Below are 20,140 nucleotides of genomic sequence, written 5' to 3'. Positions count from 1 at the left end.
TGAAGATGCGCCGAGCCTAACATACTTCCCATGAGGTCCTCATGACGTTTCGTTTCACGATTTTTCTTAACTTCGCCCTGCTCTTCTCCCTGCCCACGATCGCCGGCGCCGCGACGATAGCCGTCCACGTCACCGACACGGTCGGCGGCAAGGGCAACGTCAACGTGGCCGTGTGCGACCGCGAGCGCTTCCTCAAGCAGTGCGCGTACACGGGCAGCGTGCCCGCGCGCGACGGCGAGACGGTCGTGACGATCAAGGGTGTGCCGCCGGGGACGTGGGCCGTGCTGGCCTACCAGGACGAGAACGCGAACGGAGAGCTGGACCGCAACCTGATCGGCATCCCGAGCGAGAACTATGGGTTCAGCCGCGACGCGCGCGGGCGCTTCGGCCCACCGTCGTTCGACGATGCCGCCATGCCCATCCACGCTGAGGCCGCGGCGGCGACGGTGCGGCTGCATTAAGCCGGTTCAGATGGCGTAACGAACCACGGAATCACTCCACTGGAATGCCGACATCTCCAGCTCGATCATGTCGTCGCCCGAGATCTGCAGCTCCTTCAAGGTGGGCAGCACGAGTTCCGTGTTCTCGTCGGCCTGCTCGATGCTCTCGGCGAGCTTGAGCAGCTCGCCGAAGAAGCCGGCGCGGCCCACGAGGGCTTGCCGCACTTCGTCGCTGACGGGGATTTGTTCGACGATGTCGGTCATCGGGATGCCGAACAGGACGTTCATCAGCGACATGATGCCGACCGTGAACGCGATGTCCGCGACGGCGCGCTGGCCGGGGCGCAGGCGCTGGGCCAGCAGCTCCATCAGGCGGCCGCGCGTCGTGGCCAGCATCAGCAACGGCGTCTGGTTGTGGCCGCGCGTGGCCGGCTCCGCATACAACATGATCTGCAGCCAGCGCTGCAGCTGGCGCCGGCCCAGCACGAGCAGGGCCTGGCTGACGGAATCGATGCGCTGCGTCGCGCCCACGGCCGGCGTGTTCACGAGGCGCAGCAGGTTCAGCGCGAGCGTCACGTCGCGCTTGACGGCCTTTTCGATGTCGGCATTGTCCGCGTCCGACATCACGAGGTTCATCAGGTCGACGACGGCCAGCTGCGACGGCGACAGCTTGCGGCCGCCCAGCACGGACGGACGCGCGAAATAATAGCCCTGGAAGTAGTCGAAGCCGAGGTTCATCGCGGCCTGGTAGGTGTCGCGCGTCTCGACCTTTTCCGCGACCACCGTCTTTTCCATGCCGTGCAGGCGGCGCACGAGGTTCGGCAATGCGCTTGGCGGCACGCTGCGCAGGTCCAGCTTGACGAAGGCGGCCAGCGGCAGCAGGCGTTGCAGGCGCAGGCTGTCGCCGTCGACGCCGTCCAGCGCGAAGCGGAAACCGTGGCCCTCGAGCGCGCGCATGCGCGCCAGCAGGCCGTCGTCCGGCACGACGTCGGACACGATCTCGAGGATCGTCCGGTCGCGCGGCAGGAAGGCGAAGATGTCGCTCGCGAGGACTTCGGCGTCCACGTTCAGGAAGCAGGTGGCATCGCCGATCGCGCGCGCGAGGCCCAGTTGCGCCGCATGGGCGATCACGGCGGCCGTCGCGGACAGGCCGGTCTCGTCGGCCTCGCCCTGGCGCGCGCTGCGGAACAGCAGCTCGTAGCCGTACAGGGCCTGGTTGCGGTCGAGCACCGGCTGGCGCCCCAGGTAGAAGTCACGCACGCGCAGAGGGTAGTTCGCGTGGTCCAGGCTCGCGGCGGTATCGGTCATCATGGACTCTTGTAGCAAGGGAACGTAGCTACTTTAACGCATTCCGCCGCCCGGTGACTATGTGAAAATGATTTCCTGTAAAAAACTTTGTCAGGATTGCGGCAGGCCGTCCACGAATACCTTCAATTCACCCGGCGCGAATTCCGTCCACGTCTCGTTGGTCGTGAGCGGCGTCGTGACGATGATGGCGACGCGGTCGTTCGGCGTCGTCACCTGGGAAAAATCGACGGACAGGTCTTCGTCGGCAAGGCACGCGGCCGTGAACGGATACTTGCGCACGACGTAGCACAGCTTCGTCGAGCAGTGCGCGAACAGCGCCGTGCCGTCGGACAGCATCATGTTGAACGTGCCGTGGCGCGCAATGATGGCGACGAGGTCGGCGATGGCGGCGCGCAGCACGGGCATGGCGGGGGGCGTGTCGCCGAAACGGTCGCGCAATTGCTGCAGCAGGAAGCAGAAAGCCCGCTCGCTGTCGGTATTGCCCACCGGGCGGTACGGCCCGTCGAGGACGGGCTCGAAGCCCTTGAGGTCGCCGTTGTGGGCGAACACCCAGTAGCGGCCCCACATCTCGCGCACGAACGGATGGCAGTTTTCCAGCGCCACCTGGCCTTGCGTGGCCTTGCGGATGTGGGCGATGACGTTCAGCGACTTGATCGGGTAATGCTTGATCAGTTCCGCGATCGGCGACGCGATGGCGGCCTGGTGATCGACGAAATGGCGCACGCCGGATCCCTCGAAGAACGCGATGCCCCAGCCGTCGTGGTGCGTGTCCGTGCGTCCGCCGCGATGGGCGAAGCCGGTGAAACTAAACACGATGTCCGTCGGGACATTGCAATTCATGGCGAGTAGCTGACACATGGGTCAAGCTTACCATGCGCGAACGCAAAGCCGTACGAGGAAAATGGGATTGGAAATGCGGTTGGTGCCCTGCGTCGCCGGCCCGAACGAGGCTGCGTAACGCAGGTGCGGCAGAGCAGTGGCCGGACGTCCTGTCCGGCCCGGGGGGAGACTCAGTGCAGGACGACGGGCTGGCTCATGAGGGTATCGTACGAGCCCAGGAAATCGTCGATTTCCTCCATGGTCGGCTCGCTCGCGATCAGGTTGTTGACATCACGCCGGAACGCTTGCGCCAGTTTGCCGCCGATGAACGCTTCGCGCCGGCCGGACTTGTCGACGATCTCGTAGCCGCCGAAGCGCAGGGCTTCGAGATTGTGATCGACGCCAAATTCGACAACGCTGTACTGTTCGCTGTTATAGATCATGTTCATGATGACTCCTTCACTCGATCAGATGGGTGCAAGGACCGCCCGGCGGCGGACGGCGCTTTGCTGGCCTTTCCACTTTCTTTCCACTTCAACTACGAGGTGGGGCCACGACGAACCGAATTCAAGAACCTCTACAACTTGTTACGAATGCCATCAACACGCTGCGGAAGATTCAGGCCTTCAGGTCGGAAGTCAGCCGTAACAGCTGATCGTATGGCTCGGACTGGAGCCACGATCGCAACTGATCAAGATGCCCGCTGTCCGCGACACCGATGAAGATACGGCGGGGTCGCTGGCGCAGCAGTCGATTCAATGTTACACGCAAAACGAGATTGCCGGTGCAGCACAGGCAACCGGGCGCGATCCGCGCAAGCGTCTGCCCGGGAGGAAGGTCGTCGAGGGGGGAGATGCCGGACGCGAGGCCTTCAAGGATGATGGCCTGCATGATGGGCGCCGGGCGGTCTTCATGCAGATCGGAAAGGTGGGCGGCGATGGCCGCTTCGCGCGCGGCGGCGCCCGGACCGGTGACGAGCGTCAGGACGGTGCGCGCATCGTCCCGGCCGCCGGGATTACTGTGCACTCTTCTTGCCCAGCTTGCCCGGTTCGACGCCGAGCTGCTTGAGCTTGCGGTACAGGTGGGTCCGTTCCAGGCCCGTCTTCTCGGCCACGCGCGTCATGGAGCCGCCTTCGCGGCCCAGGTGGTGTTCGAAGTACATACGTTCGAACGCGTCGCGCGCCTCGCGCAGCGGCAGGTCGAACGACAGCGTGTAGCCGTGCGCGTGCGCCTCGCCATTGCTGACGGGACGCACCATGCCCATCGACGCGCCCATCGAGCCGCCCTGCGGTTGCGGCGCATACATCGGCTGCGCGACGGCGCTCGGCTCCGGCACGGGCGCGGAGACGGAGGCGACGGTCGCCATCGGACGCGGCGCGATCGCCGGCGCGCGCGCCACTTCCTGGCCGCGCTGCAGGCCCTGCTGCACCGCTTTCAACAGTTTTTGCAGGGCGATCGGCTTTTCCAGGAAATTCAGGGCGCCGATACGGGTCGCTTCCACAGCGGTGTCGATGGTCGCGTGGCCGGACATCATGATGACCGGCATCGTCAACAGGCCGTCGCGCTGCCACTCCTTGAGCAGGGTGACGCCGTCGGTATCGGGCATCCAGATGTCGAGCAGCACCAGGTCGGGGGTGCCCTGCTGGCGCGCCTGGCGGGCCTGCTGCGCGTTTTCCGCCAGCTGGACCGCGTGTCCCTCGTCGCCAAGGATTTCCGAGAGCAGTTCGCGGATGCCCATTTCATCGTCAACTACGAGTATGTTCGCCATCTTGTTATGCCTTTTATGATCTGACTCTCTCCGGGCACGTCGAAAAACCTGCTGCGCGTTGCACTGCGGTCCTGCGATGCTCGCTGTACTTTCGTACAGCTGCGCTTCTCGAACCGCATTGCGGCCGCTCGCGACGGTTTTTCGAGGCGCCCGTTCCAGCCAAGATTTTATGCGCGATTCACGCTTCGGCCAAGTTCGCCTCTGGCGCTAACTTTAACAGCAAAATCGATACCGAAGCGCCACTTCCGTCGGCGCGGTTGGCGACGTCGATCCGGCCGCCATGTTCGTCGACGATCTTCTTGACCATCGGCAGGCCCAGGCCGGTGCCGCGCGCTTTCGACGTGACGTACGGTTCGAACGCCCGCGACAGGATCCTGGGCGCGAAGCCGGGCCCGTTGTCGACGATCGCCAGGCGCACCGCGGTGCCCGTGCCGCCGTCGGCGCCGACATAGTGGATGGCCTCCGTCACGATGTCGATACGGGGCGGGTCGTCCTGCGGCGGGCGGTCGGCCAGCGCGTCCTGCGCGTTCTGCAGCAGGTTGTGGATCACCTGGCGCAACTGGGTCGCGTCGCCCATCACGCGCGGCAGGCCGGGGGCGAGCGACGGGTGGATCACGTCCGAGCCATCCTCGGACAGGTACAGGTTCAGGATCTCGTCGATCAGGTCGTTCAGGTCCAGCGGGTGCAGCACGGCCGGCGGCGTGCGCGCGTAGTCGCGGAAGTCGTCGACCATGCGCTTCATCGCGGCCACCTGGCTCACGATGGTGTCGGTGGCCTTGTTGAGGAGTGCCGCCGCATCCGGGTCGACGCGGTCGGCCAGCTTCATCTGCAGGCGTTCGGCCGACAGCTGGATCGGCGTGAGCGGGTTCTTGATCTCGTGCGCGAGGCGGCGCGCGACCTCGCCCCAGGCGACCGAGCGCTGGGCCGAGATCACGTCGGAGATGTCGTCGAACACGACGATGAAGCCGCTGCCCGCCCCCACCGGCAGGCGCGAGCCGCGCGCGAGCAGGGTGAGGTCATGGTCGTCGTCGGTGCCGGGGCGGCGCGGGATCTCGATCTGCTGCTGCCAATGCGCCCGTCCGCGCCCGCGGCCCGCGGCCGATTGCGCGCTCTGCGCCGAGAAGGCGCGCGTGACGGCGCCCGCGAACACTTCCAGCCCCTCGATCGCGTCGAGCGGACGGCCGGCCAGCGACGCGACGTCGACCGCCAGGATGCGGTGCACGGCATCGTTCGAGTTGACGACGACGCCATCGGCATCCATCACGATCACGCCGGCCGACATGTTGGCGAGCACGGATTCCAGGTGGGCCTTGGCGCTTTCCAGCGCGGCGCGGTTGCGTTCGACGGCGGAGCGCGCTTCGAACAGCTGGCCCGTCATCGCATTGAACGATTGCGTCAGCGTGCCCAGTTCGTCGTTGGTCTCGACGATCGGGCGCGGCGACAAGTCGCCTTCCGCGACGGCGCGCGTGCCCTCGGCCAGCACGAGCAGCGGCTGCGCCAGGTTGCCGGCGATGAGGAACGAGGCGCCGATGGCGGAAAAGATCGCGAGCAGCAGGGTCAGCGTGAGTTCGCCGATGTACATCTTGTTCAGGCCCCGGCGCGCCGCGAAGCGTTCCTGGTATTCGCGGTAGGCGGTGCGCAGCACGGCGGCGTTCGATGCCAGGTTGACGGGCACGGACTGCGTCAATTGCAGGTAGCGCGCTTCCATCCCGGGCGGCTCGGGCACGGCCACGACCACGCGCAGGCGCAGGTCGGTGGCGGCGTCGAGGGCGCTGGGCGGCTCGTCGTGCGGCCCGCGGAAGTCGTCGTCGATACCGCCTTCGGGCCGGGCGTAACCGCCGGGCATCTTGGCCTGCTTGAGCATCTGCGGCGTGGGCAGGTCGGCGGACTCGACGGCACGGCGGTCCTCGGTGGCGCTGGCGACCGGCTTGCCGGCCGCATTCAAGAGCAGCGCGCTCTGCATGCCGTCGCTGTCGTCGAGCGCACGCATGAGGATCGTCTGGGCATCCTGTTCGCCCTGCCCCGCCAGCGTGGCGGCAACGGTACCCGCGTTGGCGCTCAGGTCGGCCAGCGCCTCGTCGAGGGCGGCGCGGGACAGGTTCAGGCCGGAGTCGAGCGCGGCCTCGATCTTGACGTCGAACCACGATTCGATCGAGTGCGAAACGAACTGCACCGACACCATGAACACGACGACCCCGGGCAGGATGCCGATCCCCCCGAACAGCACCATCAGGCGCACCATCAGCCGCGAGCCGAACTTGCCGGCCCTGTAGCGCGAATAGAGGCGCCAGAACGCGACCAGCACGAGCACGAACAGCGCGCCGGCGACGACGATGATCAGGCCGAACAGCCAGGCGAAATTGCGGGCGAAGAAGCCCGTGTTGCTGGATGCGGAGGCGAGGAGGAAAACGAGGATCGACGCGATCGCGCTGCCGATCACGAGGGCATAGCGCAAGGCCCGGATCACGGCTTACTCCGCACGGTAGGTGAAGGTCTTCTTGTGCGAGGCCAGGCGCCAGTCGGAATTGTTCAGGGCGTCGACCTGGAGCGGTTTCAACAGGTATTCGCGGTCCATGAACATGCGCACGGTAACGTTGTAGGTCTCGCCCGGCTTCAGCGACCCCGGCTTGGCGATCAGCCAGCGGGTCGGCCGGCGAATCGCGAGCAGCGCCTCGTCGAGCGTGTCGAAATTCTGCTGGATGCTGCCGGGGACGGATACGTGATAGACCCGGAACAGCACGTCGTAGTTCAGCTTGACCGTGCGGCGCGAGGACACGGCGTGGTCGTCGGTCCACCACCAGCGCGGCCGGGTCAGCTCGATCTCGGTGGTGAAGGACAGCGGCACGCCGTGCTGGATGGCCTGCTCGAGGCCGGGTGTCAGGTCGAACGAATAGGCGGCGGACAGCCGGTAGCCGTCGTCGGAAGCCTCGATACTGGCGCGGGTGATTTCGATCCCGTCGGCCGCCTGCGCCGTTGCGCATGCGAATGCCAGCAAGAACTGGCAGGCGAGGAGGCGGAAAAGTCGTACAGTCACTAGGGCCAGAGCCTTAAAAAGCGTTGTCGGGATTACTCACGCTCCGGCCTTCTGGAACAGGGCGTAGAACAGACCGTCATGATCCTGCCCGGCGCCACTTCGAGGAAGCAGTTGGCCCGGCGCGTCGAGACGGACCGCACCGTGGCGCGCCGCGAAGGCGGCGGCCTGCGCTTCCGATTCCTGCGGCCAGAGCGAACATGTCACGAACAGCAATTTACCATCGGGCCGCAGCATCTGCCAAAGATTGTCGAGTATTTTGCCGGAAAGTGTTGCAAGTTGGTGGGTGTCACTCTTGCGTCGTAACCAGCGAATATCCGGGTGGCGGCGGACGATGCCGGACGCCGTGCACGGCACGTCGGCGAGGATACGATCGTATTGACGACCATCCCACCAATCCACCGCTTCCGCCGCCCCCGCCTTGACGGTCGCGGACAGCCCCAGGCGCTGCAGGTTCTGGTCCACGCGCACGAGGCGGCGCGCGTCGGCATCCAGCGCCGTCAGGTCGACGTCGGCCGACTCCAGGATGTGTCCGCTCTTGCCGCCCGGCGCCGCGCAGGCGTCCAGCACGCGCATGCCGTCGTGCACGTCGAGCAGCGGCGCGGCCAGCTGGGCACCGGCATCCTGCACGGACACGAGGCCGTCGGCAAAGCCGGGGATCTGCGCCACGTTCACGGCCTGCGCCAGGCGCACGGCGCTCGGGCCCACCTGCTCCGCGCGCATGCCGGCCGCAGCCAGCGTATTCAGATACGTGTCGACGTCCGTCCTGCGGCGGTTGACGCGCAGGGTCAGCGGCGGCTGGCGGTTGCCCGCCTGGAGGATCGCCTGCCAGTCGTCCGGGTACGCCGTACGCACCGAGTCGATCCACCATTGCGGGTAATTCCACTGGGCGACCTGGTCGCGCAGCGCGGCGCCGAGCAGCTGCTCGCGCTCGCGCAGGAAGCGGCGCAGCACGGCGTTCACCATCGCCCTCGCGTGCGCGAAATCCGGGTGGGCGGAGCTGGCGAAGACGGCCTGGTCGACGACCGTGAAGGCTTCATAAGGCGGCTCGCTGCCTTCGGGCGGGTCGAGCAGCGCCAGCGCGCATTCCAGCAGGCCGGCCAGCATGGCGGGCTCGGGCGCCTTGCTCGTCATCAGGCCAAGCAGGATCTCGCTGCGCCCCAGCTGGCGCATGGCGCGGTAGGCGATGTCCTGGATGGCGCCGCGCGCCTGCGGCGGGGCGTCATACGCCTGGAACACCTCGGCCAGCGCCTGGGGGAGCGCCGTGCCGGCGCGCACGCGCGCGAGGCTGCTCGCCGCGCCCAGCAGGGCAAACGCGAGGGAATCCGTGCGCAGGTCGGGACTGTAATCGAGCTGGACGTGGGCCTTGACCTCATGGCTGTGACGCAGGCGCGCGCCCTCGTCCTTGGGGCGGGACGGCGCGTAGCCGGCGTCGCGCGGGGCCGGCTCGACCTGTTGCGTGCCGCGCGGCGGCGTGCCGCCGGGGCCGCGCGGGGCGGTCTGCCCTTTGCCGGATGCGCCACCCGGCCGGGCCGGGCCGGCCTTCTTGCCGCCGTTGCGGCCGCCGGCCTTGGGTTTGAGAGTGAGCGTCGGGCGCTTTTCGGTCATGGCAAATCGATCAATGCATAAAGACGCTCATTGTAACGGTTACGCGTTGCGCAGGCTTAAGCGAGGCTTGTGCCCGTGCCCCGGATGGTTTGCGCGTTGCGGCAAACCAGTATAATGATCGCTTAGCCTGCCAGTGGCACCGCCACCGCGCCGCACCGACCACGCTGCACCGACCATTACATTTTCGACCACAGTTCATGTTAGCCCAACAAAAACAAGAGATCGTTGCCCTGTTCCAGGCCGCATTGGCTCCCATTGTCGCCGGCAGCGACCTCAGCCCTAACGTCGTCCTGGAGCGCCCGCGCGATCCGTCGCACGGCGACATCGCCTGCAACATCGCCATGCAACTGGCCAAGCCGCTGAAAACGAACCCGCGCGAACTGGCCACCCGCCTCGTCGCCGCGCTGCTGGCCGATCCGAAGGCAGCGGGTCTCGTGGAATCGGCCGACGTGGCCGGCCCGGGCTTCATCAACCTGCGCGTGGCGGCAAGCGCCAAGCAGTCGGTCGTGAAGACCGTCCTGCAGCAGGGCGACGCCTTCGGCCGCGGCGACTCGGGCGACGGCCACCACGTGATCATCGAATTCGTGTCGGCCAACCCGACCGGGCCCCTGCACGTGGGCCACGGCCGCCAGGCGGCACTGGGTGACGCGCTGTCGTCGCTGTTCGCATCGCAGGGCCACCAGGTCACGCGCGAGTTCTATTACAACGACGCCGGCGTGCAGATCCTGACGCTGGCCAATTCGGTCCAGGCGCGCGCCCGCGGCTTCCGTCCGGGCGACATCGAATGGCCGGAATCGGCCTACAACGGCGACTACATCCAGGACATCGCCGACGACTTCCTCGCGAAGAAGACCGTGGCGGCCAGCGACGGCCAGCCGGCCACCGCCAGCGGTGACACGAACGACATCGAATCGATCCGCCGTTTCGCCGTCACCTACCTGCGCAACGAGCAGGACCAGGACCTGCAAGCGTTCGGGGTCAGGTTCGACAACTATTATCTCGAATCCTCGCTGTACACCGACGGCAAGGTCGAAGCGGCCGTGCAGGCCCTGGTCGACGCCGGCGTGACCTACGAACAGGACGGCGCGCTGTGGCTCAAGACGACGGATTACGGCGACGACAAGGACCGCGTGATGCGCAAGTCCGACGGCACCTACACGTATTTCGTGCCGGACGTGGCGTACCACATCCAGAAATTCAAGCGCGGCTTCGACCAGGCCATCAACATCCAGGGCAGCGACCACCACGGCACCATCGCCCGCGTGCGCGCCGGCCTGCAGGCCGTGAACATCGGCATCCCGCAGGGCTATCCCGACTACGTGCTGCACAAGATGGTCACCGTCATGAAGAACGGCGAGGAGGTCAAGATCTCCAAGCGCGCCGGTTCGTACGTGACGGTGCGCGACCTGATCGAATGGTCGGGCAACGGCGACGTGACCCGCGGCCGCGACGCCGTGCGCTTCTTCCTCATCTCGCGCAAGGCCGACACGGAATTCGTGTTCGACGTCGACGTCGCCCTCGCCACCAACGACGAGAACCCCGTCTACTACGTGCAGTACGCCCACGCGCGCATCTGCTCGGCCCTCGCGAACTGGGGCGGCGACGTGGCGCAACTGGCCGACGTCGATCTCTCTCCGCTGACGAATGCGCACGAATCCGGCCTGCTGGCCAAGCTGTCCGCGTACCCGGAGATGCTGCAGCGCGCGCTCGTCGAGCTGGGCCCGCACCAGGTCGCGTTCTACCTGCGCGACCTGGCCGGCGAACTGCACAGCTACTACTTCGCGCACAAGTGGCTGCTCGACGACGACGAGCCGACCAAGCTCGCGCGCCTCGCGCTGGCGGCCGCCATCCGCCAGGTGCTGCGCAACGGCCTGGCCCTGATCGGCGTTTCGGCGCCGGAGAAAATGTAAGCGTTTTAACCACACCGTACTACATGACCGCTTTCCGTAATCGCTCGCAATCCTCCTTCACGCGCCAGCGGGGCAGCACGCTCACTGGCCTTATCATCGGCCTGATCGTCGGTCTGGGCATCGCGGTCGCGGTCGCGCTGACGATCACCAAGGGCGCCTCGCCGTTCACCGACAAGACGGTCAAGGCGGGCCGCCCGGCCGATCCCGCGCCGGGCCAGGCCCAGGACCCGAACAAGCCGATGTACGCCAACCGCGACGCCGCGCGCGTGGCCAACAAGGAGATCACGGACAAGGCGGCCGCGCGTTCCGGCGGCAGCGATGCCGCACCGGCACCGAGCGCCAGGCCGGCCGACGCCGATCCGCTGGGCCAGGCGATCGCCGCGATGAAGGAGCCGGCACCGGCACCGGCCAGGGTCGAGCCGAAGCCGGAGACGCGCGTCGCGTCGGCGGCCCCCGCGGCACCGGCCGCCGCCCCTGCCGCTGCCGCCGCCGGCGGCGAGTACATCTACTATCTGCAGGCGGGCGCGTTCCGCGACCTGTCGGATGCGGAAGCGACCCGCGCCAAGCTCGCGCTGCTCGGCTTCGAAGCCGCGATCAGCGACCGCACGAGCGACAGCGGTGTGCTGCACCGCGTGCGCCTCGGCCCGTACAACCAGGTCGAAGCCATGAACAAGGCGCGTGCCAAGCTGCTCGACAGCGGCGTCGACGTCGCCATCGTGCGTAACCAACGATAAGGGGTCGCGATGTCTCTGACGCGCCGTCTGTTCTGCACCGCCCTCCTCGGCCTCGCGGCCGGATCCGCCACGCTGTCCGCATCGGCCGCCGATCCGCAGGCGGGCGCGCAATACCTCGTGCTGCCTTCCGTGCAGCCGACCGACGCGGGCAACAAGGTCGAAGTCATCGAGTTCTTCGCCTACTACTGCCCGCACTGCTACGCATTCGAGCCCGCGCTCGAAGCGTGGGTCAAAAAGCAGGGCGACAACATCGTGTTCAAGCGCGTCCACATCCAGGGCGGCGCCAGCGTGCTGCCGCAGCAGCGCCTGTTCTACACGCTCGACGCGATGGGCCTGCTGAACCAGTACCACCAGAAGGTGTTCGACGCCATGCACCAGCAGCACCTGCGCCTGTCCAGCGACGAGCAGGTGTTCGACTGGGTGGCGCAGAACGGTATCGACCGCGCGAAATTCGTCGACACGTACCGCTCGTTCGGCATCCAGGCGAAGCTGCGCCGCGCTGGCGCGATGATGGATTCGTACGGCGTGGACCGCTGGCCGCTCGTCGTCGTCGACGGCCGCTTTGTCACGTCGCCGTCGCACGCGGGCGCCGGCGCGCCCGAGGGCACGACGGAAGCGCAGCAACAGCAGACGGCCCTGCAAGTGATGGACTTCCTCGTCGCGAAAGCGAAAGCGGACAGGAAATGACCGCGGCGCGGCGCCGCCGGCTGCGCGTATTCATCACGGGCGCGTCCAGCGGCATCGGCGCCGCCCTGGCGCGCGAGTACGCGGCGCGCGGCGCCATCCTCGGCCTGCTGGGCCGCCGCGCGGATGCCCTGCACGCGCTGCCCTTCTCCACCGCTCACCACATCTACGCCGTCGACGTGACGGACCATGCGGCACTGGCTGCGGCCGCCGCCGACTTCATCGCGCGTGAAGGCGGCGCCGACATCGTCATCGCCAGCGCCGGGGTCTCGGCCGGGACGCTGACCGAACGGCCCGACGATTTGTCCCGGTTCGCCGAGATCTTCGCCATCAACGTGACGGCCACCGTCGCCACGTTCGCGCCGTTCGTCGAGACGATGAAACGCAGGGAAGTCAACGACCGCGGCCCGCGCCGCCTCGTCGCCATCGGCAGCGTGGCCGGCATCCGCGGCATGAAGGGCGCCGGCGCCTACTGCGCGTCGAAGTCCGCCGTGCACACCTATGCGGAATCGCTCCGCCTCGAATTGCAACCCCACGGTATCCGGGTCGTGACCATCGCGCCCGGCTACATCGACACACCGATGACCCGCCAGAACCGTTTTCCCATGCCCTTCCTGATGCCCGTGGACCGCTTCGCGGCCGCGGCCGCCCGCGCCATCGACGCCGGCACGAGCTACCGCGTGATCCCGTGGCCGATGGGCGTCGTCGCCAAGGTCCTGCGCCTACTGCCCAACGTCCTGTTCGACGCGCTATTCGCGCACGCGCCGACCAAATCCGGCAAGGTGGCGCCATGAACGCCGACCGCATCATGGCGCTGTCGCGCGCCGGCGTCGCCGTCGAGGTGGTGGCGGAAACGGGGTCGACGAATGCCGACCTGCTGGCGCGCGCGCCCCGGTTGACGGCACCCGTGCTGCTCGTCGCCGAACACCAGACGGCGGGCCGCGGCCGCGCGGGACGCAGCTGGCTGTCCGAACCGGGTCACTCGCTGACGTTCTCGCTGGCCTGGCCCTTCGCCGGCGGGCTGCGCGGCCTGGCCGGCCTGCCGCTCGCGATCGGTGTCGCGCTGGCGGAAACGCTCGGCCGACTCGGCCAGAGCGTGCAGCTGAAATGGCCGAACGACGTGCTCAAGGACGGCGACAAGCTGGCCGGCATCCTCGTCGAGACGCAGGTGGCGGCGGACGGCGCCGCGTGGACCATCGTCGGCATCGGCGTGAACCTCGTGATGCCGGACACACTCGAAGACAGGATCGGCCGCAGCGCCGCCGCGATGCCGTGGCTCGCGCGCATGGACCGCGACGAGCTGATGGCCACGCTGCTCGACGGCCTGGCCGAGGCGCTGGCGCTGTTCGCGCGCGACGGGTTCGCCGCCTTCGTCGCGCGCTGGAACACGCTGCACGCGTGGCAGGGCCGGCCGGTCGTCCTGCTCGACCGCGGCGAGGTGCAGCACGAGGGCCTCGCTGCCGGCGTGGACGACACGGGGCGGCTGATGCTCGACACCGCGGCCGGTCGTGTGACGATCGTGGCCGGCGACGTATCGCTGCGCACGAAGGATTGATGTCCGGGAGGTCAAATGCTGCTGCTCGTCGATGCTGGTAACACAAGGATCAAATGGGCCATCGCGGCCCCTGACGCCGCGCCGGGCGACTGGACCGCGCACGGCGCCGTGCCGCATGCGGAACTGGAGCGCCTGCAGGCCGCGTGGGCGGGCCAGGGGCTTGCGCGCGCGATCGTCTCGAACGTGGCGGGCCACGCGATGGAGGCCCAGCTGACGGCCCTGCTCGCCCCGCTGCTGCCGGCGCCGCCCACATGGTTCACGTCGCGCGCGGAATTGAAAGGCCTGCGCAACCGCTACCGCAATCCCACGCAACTGGGCAGCGACCGCTTCGCCGCCGCCCTCGGCGCACGCTGCGTCGCCCCCGGCAAGAACCTCGTCGTGGCCACGTGCGGCACGGCGACGACGGTGGATGCCGTCAGCGCCGCCGGCGACTTCCTCGGCGGGATGATCCTGCCGGGCCTGGGCCTGATGCTGGGCGCGCTGGCGCGCGGCACGGCCCAGTTGCCGCAGGTGGTGCCGGGCGCGACGCCGGCGACCTTTGCGGACCACACGAGCGACGCCATCCTGTCCGGCTGCCTGGCCGCGCAGGCGGGCGCGATCGAACGCGCCTGCGCGGCCCTGCCGGCCGACCTGTGCATCGTCTCCGGCGGCGCGGCGGCCAGCGTGGCCCCTCTCCTGTCCGTCCCGCACTGGATGCTGGATAATATTGTGCTGGTGGGCCTGCATGCGGCCGCACCCTTCCTTGCTTCCGACTCTGCTCCCGCTTGAGGACATGCTCGTGCTACGACTCGCCTTCTGGTCCCTGCTATTCCTGAACGCCGCCCTGTTCGCGTATGCCCAAGGCCTGCTCGGCACCGCCAGGAGCAACGAGCACGAACCGGCACGCCTGAAGCGCCAGTTCAACACGGCCAGGATGACCCTGCTGACGCGCGACCAGGCCGAGGCCGCCGCGAAGGCTGCCGCCCCGCCGGCGGGTGGCGATGCGGCGGACGTCACCGCGTCGGCAAGCGCTGCGGCAAGCGCGCCTGCACCTGCCAGCGCGCCGTCGGCCCCCGCTCCGGCCCCTGCCTATGCGTGCACGGAAATCGGCCCGTTCAATTCCACCGACGCCCGCCGCTTCGAAGCGCGCCTCGCCGCGCTGGACCTCGGCGACCGCCAGTCGCGCCAGACCATCCAGGCCCAGGACGTCAGCAGCTGGCTCGTGCACATCCCGACGCAAGGCAGCAAGGAAGCGGCCGACCGCAAGGCCGCCGAACTACGCAACCTGGGCGTGACCAATTTTTACGTCTTGCAGGGCGACTCTCCTTTAAAGTACGCGATCTCGCTGGGCGTGTTCAAGACCGAGAACGGCGCCCAGGCGATGCTCGCGCAACTGGGCAAGCAGGGCGTCCACTCGGCGCGCATCGCGCCGCGCGGGCCGCAGACGACGCACTACGTCTACCGCGTGCGCGGACTCGATGCGGCGACCCGCAAGCGCATCGAGGGCTTTGCCGAACGTTATGACGGGGCGGACGTCAAGAGCTGCGGGTAAGCGCGGACGCATCGCGGGATGACTGTCCCGTCTGCTCGCCACCCAGCACCTTCACCGCCCGCTCGAGCGCCTTGATCTTCTCGCGCATCGCCGACAGGTTGCGCAGCAGCGCCGCGTTGCGTTCCCACTCCGCATTCGGCGCCATCGGATAAAACCCCGTGTAGCGCCCCGGTGCCGTGATCGAGTTCGGCACCAGCGTGCCGGCCGTGACGTGGACGTTGTCGACGATGTCGATATGGCCGTTGATCATCGCGGCGCCGCCGAACGTGCAGTGCCGGCCGATGTTGGCGCTGCCCGCCACGCCCACGCAGCCGGCCATCGCCGTGTGCGCGCCGATGCGGCAGTTGTGGCCGATCTGGATCAGGTTGTCGAGTTTTACCCCGTCCTCGATCACCGTGTCGTCCAGCGCGCCGCGGTCGACCGCCGTGTTCGAGCCGATGTCGACGTCGTCGCCAATGACGACGCGGCCCGTCTGCGGGATCTTGATGTAGACGCCGCCATCCACCGCGAAGCCGAAGCCGTCGCCCCCGATCACGGCGCCGGAGTGGACGATGCCGCGCGCGCCGATGACGCAGCGCGCGTGGAAGGTCACGTTGGCGAAGAAATGCGTGTCCTCGCCCACGCTGGCATCGCGGCCGATGTAGCAGCCCGCGTCGATCACGGCGCCGGGCCCGATGGCCGCGCCCTCCTCGACCGTGACGTGCGGACCGAGGAAGGCAGTCGGGTCCACGCGTGCCCCCGGGTGCACGGCGGCTGTCGGGTGGATGCCCGGCGCGGGCGTATGTCCGGGCGCGCACAGGTATTGCGCCGTGCGCGCGAAATACGCGTACGGGTTGTTCGTGACGATGCGCGCGCCCGCGTACGTGGCCGCGACTTCAGGCTCGTCGAGCGGCGCCAGGATCAGGGCCGCCGCGCGGCTGTGCGCGGCCACGGCGCGCAGCCGGCTGTTACTGAGAAAGCTGATGTCCGTGGCGCCCGCGCGGTCCAGCGGGGCGATGCGCGCCACTTCGATGTCCGGGTCGCCTTCCAGCCGGCCGCCGAAGCGCGTGACCAGCTCCACGAGTCGTGCCCCCATCCCAGCCTCCTGTCGCGTCGTTGCGTCGATATGCGGTTCGACAGGGACGCCAGGCCGGCAGTTCCGGATCCCCGGGGGAAAACGGAAGCGGTGTGAGCTACCGCAAAAGAAAAAGCCCCGCTCGCAACCGGCGCGTTGCATGCCGGTCGAAAGCGGGGACAGGGGACGTAAAAGGTACTGCTAAGCGATCAGAACTTGCCGCGCACGCCCAGCTGGAAGGTGCGGCCCGGATCGAACGACGTGAACTGTGCGTTCGGGAACTGGAAGTAGCCTTCGCGCTTGGCCTTGTTCAGGTTGACGATGTCGAACGTGATCGTCGGCCAGTTGTCGCGGTTCAGCACTTCTTCCAGGTCCACGCTGGACGAGAAGTCGGCCTGCTTGTACGAGCGGCCGTACAGTGCCGCCAGCGTCACGCCGCTCTGGTTCGCGTTGGCGCTCTGGCTGCCCTGCTGGTACTGGTGCGAGATGCGCGCCATGTAGCCGTGGTTCTCGTAGTAGAAGCCGAAGTTGTTGCTCTTCTTCGGCACGTTCAGCGCCACGAAGCCGTTGGTGCCCTCGCCGCTCGCGCTCTGGTTGATCAGGGTCGCGGTCTCGCTGAAGCCGAAGCCCTTGATCGGCAGCAGCTTGTCGAGCGGCTGGACCCAGCCGATCTCGAGGCCGCGCACGGTCAGGATGCCGCCGGCGTTGCGTTCCTGGCTCATCACGACGGTGGCCACGTCCGGGCCGCCGCGCGAGTTGATCGCCACCTGCTGCGTCGGGATCAGGTTGTTGTACGTGATGCCGTAGGCGGCCAGGGCGGAGAACGGCATCGACAGGTTGTCGATGACGGTGAACCCCTTCACCTTCTTCTGGAACACGGTCAGGCTCACATAGCCTTCGCGGCCGGTGTACCAGTCGATGCCCAGGTCGATGTTGTTCGACAGGTAGGGCTTCAGTTCCGGGCTGCCGATCGTGCCGACGTCGGCCGACGTGCCGCTGAAGTTGATGCCCGGACGCAGCGAGTTCGGATTCGCACGGGTCATCGTCTTCGACGCCGCGATGCGGGCCACGATGTCGCTGCGCAGCGTGATGGCCGCGGTGGCCGACGGCAGCGTGTTGTTGTAGGTGGTGTCCTGATAGACCCACTCGGTCTGGTTCGGGTACTTCGAACCGTTCAGCGTCAGGCTGGCGTTGCGCGGATCGCTGAACGAGTTCAGGGAGCCCACTTCCTGCTTGGTGCGGACATAGCGTACGCCGGCGTTGTAGCGGACCGGGAAGCTGAACAGCTTGGTTTCGCCGTTGAGCTCGGTGTAGAAGCCGGTGGTGCGCTCACGCACATAGCCCGAGCTGGCGCCCGTCGACGAGCTCGTGGAATCCGGCGCGCTCGAGTTGTACGCGTCGTAGTTCGAATCCTTGCGGAAGCGGTCCCAGTCGACGACGAGGCGGTCGTGCGGGCCCTGCACCAGGTAGGAGGCCAGCTTGTTCAGCGGAATCAGCGAACCCTGGTAGGTGAGCGGTGCCGTCTGGCCGGCCGTGTAGCCGGTGCCGTAGCCCGGGTACAGCGCGGCGGCGCTGGCGCCCGGCGTGCTGGCGCCGTCGCACGGCGGCGCGCCGTTCGGACCCTGGATGAAGACGCTCGGGTTGTTGCCGCAGACGGCGGCCTGCCAGGCGGCCGAGTTGTCCTGGCCGCGGATGCGGCGGTCGATGTCGTCGTAGGCGAGACCGGCCTTGACGTTCAGCTTGGCATCGCCCCAGGTCAGGTCGGTGTGGAAGCCTTTCGTGCTCGTTTCGCGCAGCTCGTTCTGGATGTTGACGCGGCCGCCGGCCCAGACGAAGTTCGCCGGGTCGTTGACGTCCTTGTTGAACGAAATGCTCGGCACGCCGCCATTGTTCTGGAACGTGGTGACGAGGCCGCTGCCCGCTGCCGTGATCGGCATGATGGTCGGTGCTTCGTGCGAGAACGTCGACTTCGTGGCGTTGGCCTGGGCTTCCAGTTTCAGGGTCGGGGTGATCTTCCACTCCATGCCCGGGTTGATGCCCTTCAGGTCGGTACGGTCGCGGCGCGGGCCGAATTCGATGAAGTAGGTCGAGTTGGCGTACGTGCCGGACGTGACCGTGCAACCCGTGGTGCAGTCGCTCTTGTCCACCTGCATGTTCAGCGGGATCTCTGCATTGTTGCGCACCGCCCAGGTGTAGGCGATGCGCTGCATGTCGTCGTCCTTCTTGCTGTACAGCGTGTCGACGTAGAAGTGCAGGTTTTCCAGCGGACGCCATTCGGCGCTGAGGATGGCCGAGCCCTTGTCGCGCGTGCCGAAGTAATCCATGAAGCGGCCCAGGCGCGGCACGAGGGCGTTGTCGATCTGGTCGATCGTCAGGCCCGGGTTGTGCGCGAGCAGGAACGCCTGGTCGATCGGCGTGCCCGCCGCAAGGCCGGCGCCGGCGCCGGCCGGAACGGTGGACGGGATCGTCCAGTTGCCGCCGCCGGTGCTGTTGCGGGTCGGCGAGGAGCTCTGGGCTGCCGTCAGGTTCGGGTTCGTCAGGCCGACGGTCTCGTAACCGGTCGTGCGCGACTTCTGGCGGTTGACGGCGATGCCGGCCAGGATACCGAACGTGTCGCCCCAGGTCTTGCTGGCCACGATGGAGCCGCGGCCGCCGACGCCGTCGGCGATCTGCTGTTTCTGCGCCGTGCCGCTGTACGACACGTGGGTGCCCGGGTTGTCGAACGGGCGCGCGCTGCGCATGTTGACGACGCCGGCGGCGCCGCCTTCGATCAGGCCGGCCGTCGGGCTCTTGCTGACGGTCAGCTTGGTGAACAGGTCGGTCGGCAGCAGGTCGAGGTCGACTTCGCGGTTGGTGCTCGCGCCGTCGATCGGGCCGGACGACGCCACGGCGATCTGCGCATTGTTCAGCAGGATCTTGGTAAAGCTCGACCCCAGGCCGCGGATCTGGATGTTCATGCCCTCGCCCGTCACGTCGCGGGCGATTTGCACGCCCGGCACACGGCTCAGCGATTCAGCGATATTCTTGTCGGGGAATTTACCGATGTCTTCGGCGCTGATGGTGTCCGTGAAACCGACGGACTCCTTTTTATCCTTCGCCGACGAAAGCAGACTGGCGCGGTAGCCGGTCACCTTGACGACGTTGGTATCGGCCTGGACGACCGGCGCGGGCTGGGCCGGCGCTGCGGTATCTTGCGCATATGCTTGCTGGATAAGGCCTGCGAGCACGCTCAGGCCAAGCACGACTTGCCGACGCTGGCGGCGCCGTTGTATGGACTTCTCGATCATTGCTGTCTCCTGTGTTTTTCTATGCCTGGGACGTCCCGACGGGTCGTCTTTATGGCTGGCAAAATCAGTGTAGGAGCACAATGTTAACGGTGTCAATCCCGCAAACATAAATGTTATGCGCAAACATCGACGGTAACTTTGCGTTTATCAGGCTGTTTTCGACGAAGTCCCTTTTTATGTTTGGAAGAATCGCGAATTGCTTGCGCAAAAAATGGTAGCGTATAGCAAATCCAAAAACGTTGTAGATGTCTGACATCTGATGATAAAACATGCAGAAAGCATCGTTTTAGGACATTCCCGCACGAAAATACAGCATGTGACACGGGAAATTGTCGGGATTACGGGAAGAACTGCCATGAACATTGATCAGACGTCTGATGTCTATGGAAGCTGGGTAGTAGACGCGCAGGC

General features: G+C 67.2%; 18 protein-coding genes. 8 read left to right on the top strand and 10 right to left on the bottom strand.

The features are described from left to right. Nucleotides 1-41 precede the first annotated feature (41 nt). Nucleotides 42-461 (top strand): DUF2141 domain-containing protein, encoded by a 420-nt coding sequence (locus tag ASD28_RS00360; RefSeq protein ID WP_056122256.1) that lies wholly within the window; start codon nucleotides 42-44, stop codon nucleotides 459-461. Between the two features lie 6 nt (nucleotides 462-467). On the opposite strand, the gene ASD28_RS00355 is transcribed toward ASD28_RS00360, so the two are convergent. The 8 genes from ASD28_RS00355 to rsmB form a co-directional block, all read right to left on the bottom strand. Next, nucleotides 468-1,748: an EAL and HDOD domain-containing protein gene (locus tag ASD28_RS00355; RefSeq protein ID WP_056123560.1), complete on the bottom strand. Its 1,281-nt coding sequence runs from the start codon at nucleotides 1,746-1,748 to the stop codon at nucleotides 468-470. A 90-nt stretch (nucleotides 1,749-1,838) separates the two neighbouring features. Next, a complete protein-coding gene (locus ASD28_RS00350) occupies nucleotides 1,839-2,606 on the bottom strand; it encodes a class II glutamine amidotransferase (protein ID WP_056122253.1) in 768 nt (255 codons plus the stop codon). Nucleotides 2,607-2,758: 152 nt separating this feature from the next. Next, nucleotides 2,759-3,016: a DUF3567 domain-containing protein gene (locus tag ASD28_RS00345; protein WP_036235350.1), complete on the bottom strand. Its 258-nt coding sequence runs from the start codon at nucleotides 3,014-3,016 to the stop codon at nucleotides 2,759-2,761. Between the two features lie 169 nt (nucleotides 3,017-3,185). Next, on the bottom strand, nucleotides 3,186-3,593 hold the full coding sequence (locus tag ASD28_RS00340) for a hypothetical protein (RefSeq protein WP_056122249.1): 408 nt from the start codon (nucleotides 3,591-3,593) through the stop codon (nucleotides 3,186-3,188). Beyond that, nucleotides 3,583-4,335: a response regulator gene (locus ASD28_RS00335; protein ID WP_056122245.1), complete on the bottom strand. Its 753-nt coding sequence runs from the start codon at nucleotides 4,333-4,335 to the stop codon at nucleotides 3,583-3,585. Before ASD28_RS00335 ends, ASD28_RS00340 begins: the two co-directional genes overlap by 11 nt. Nucleotides 4,336-4,513: 178 nt before the next feature. Further along, complete coding sequence (locus ASD28_RS00330) at nucleotides 4,514-6,802, bottom strand: ATP-binding protein (RefSeq protein WP_056122242.1); 2,289 nt, start codon at nucleotides 6,800-6,802, stop codon at nucleotides 4,514-4,516. A 3-nt stretch (nucleotides 6,803-6,805) separates the two neighbouring features. Then, nucleotides 6,806-7,369 (bottom strand): DUF4390 domain-containing protein, encoded by a 564-nt coding sequence (locus ASD28_RS00325; protein ID WP_056122239.1) that lies wholly within the window; start codon nucleotides 7,367-7,369, stop codon nucleotides 6,806-6,808. A 36-nt stretch (nucleotides 7,370-7,405) separates the two neighbouring features. Beyond that, nucleotides 7,406-8,974 carry a 16S rRNA (cytosine(967)-C(5))-methyltransferase RsmB gene (gene rsmB, locus ASD28_RS00320; protein ID WP_082577025.1) on the bottom strand — a complete coding sequence of 523 codons (1,569 nt, stop codon included), beginning with the start codon at nucleotides 8,972-8,974 and terminating at the stop codon, nucleotides 7,406-7,408. Nucleotides 8,975-9,171: 197 nt separating this feature from the next. Here rsmB and argS point away from each other — a divergent pair, with 197 nt between their 5' ends. The 7 genes from argS to ASD28_RS00285 are packed head-to-tail and all read left to right on the top strand — an operon-like array spanning nucleotide 9,172 to nucleotide 15,388. Further along, nucleotides 9,172-10,884, top strand: a complete 1,713-nt coding sequence (gene argS, locus ASD28_RS00315) for an arginine--tRNA ligase (RefSeq protein WP_056122236.1) — start codon at nucleotides 9,172-9,174, stop codon at nucleotides 10,882-10,884. 23 nt (nucleotides 10,885-10,907) lie between these two features. Then, nucleotides 10,908-11,618: an SPOR domain-containing protein gene (locus tag ASD28_RS00310; RefSeq protein ID WP_056122233.1), complete on the top strand. Its 711-nt coding sequence runs from the start codon at nucleotides 10,908-10,910 to the stop codon at nucleotides 11,616-11,618. Nucleotides 11,619-11,627: 9 nt separating this feature from the next. Further along, nucleotides 11,628-12,305, top strand: a complete 678-nt coding sequence (locus ASD28_RS00305; RefSeq protein ID WP_056122230.1) for a thiol:disulfide interchange protein DsbA/DsbL — start codon at nucleotides 11,628-11,630, stop codon at nucleotides 12,303-12,305. Beyond that, nucleotides 12,302-13,096, top strand: coding sequence for an SDR family oxidoreductase (locus ASD28_RS00300; protein WP_056122227.1), 795 nt, complete (start codon nucleotides 12,302-12,304; stop codon nucleotides 13,094-13,096). Before ASD28_RS00305 ends, ASD28_RS00300 begins: the two co-directional genes overlap by 4 nt. After that, nucleotides 13,093-13,857, top strand: coding sequence for a biotin--[acetyl-CoA-carboxylase] ligase (locus ASD28_RS00295; protein ID WP_056122224.1), 765 nt, complete (start codon nucleotides 13,093-13,095; stop codon nucleotides 13,855-13,857). Before ASD28_RS00300 ends, ASD28_RS00295 begins: the two co-directional genes overlap by 4 nt. A 15-nt stretch (nucleotides 13,858-13,872) precedes the next feature. Further along, nucleotides 13,873-14,625, top strand: a complete 753-nt coding sequence (locus tag ASD28_RS00290) for a type III pantothenate kinase (RefSeq protein ID WP_056122221.1) — start codon at nucleotides 13,873-13,875, stop codon at nucleotides 14,623-14,625. Nucleotides 14,626-14,635: 10 nt separating this feature from the next. Further along, a complete protein-coding gene (locus tag ASD28_RS00285) occupies nucleotides 14,636-15,388 on the top strand; it encodes an SPOR domain-containing protein (RefSeq protein WP_056123553.1) in 753 nt (250 codons plus the stop codon). Here the strand turns inward: ASD28_RS00285 and lpxD are convergent. Together lpxD and ASD28_RS00275 are read right to left on the bottom strand one after the other, a co-directional pair. Beyond that, nucleotides 15,372-16,463, bottom strand: coding sequence for a UDP-3-O-(3-hydroxymyristoyl)glucosamine N-acyltransferase (lpxD, locus tag ASD28_RS00280; protein ID WP_056122218.1), 1,092 nt, complete (start codon nucleotides 16,461-16,463; stop codon nucleotides 15,372-15,374). The two genes, ASD28_RS00285 and lpxD, sit on opposite strands and share 17 nt — an antisense overlap. Before the next feature lie 188 nt (nucleotides 16,464-16,651). Further along, nucleotides 16,652-19,729: a TonB-dependent receptor gene (locus ASD28_RS00275; protein WP_056122215.1), complete on the bottom strand. Its 3,078-nt coding sequence runs from the start codon at nucleotides 19,727-19,729 to the stop codon at nucleotides 16,652-16,654. Nucleotides 19,730-20,140: the final 411 nt, after the last annotated feature.

Source organism: Massilia sp. Root133 (assembly GCF_001426525.1).
In the GTDB taxonomy this organism is placed as follows: domain Bacteria; phylum Pseudomonadota; class Gammaproteobacteria; order Burkholderiales; family Burkholderiaceae_D; genus Telluria; species Telluria orientalis.
Note: the sequence above shows the minus strand (reverse complement) of the source record. Positions and strands in the feature narration are given on the sequence as shown.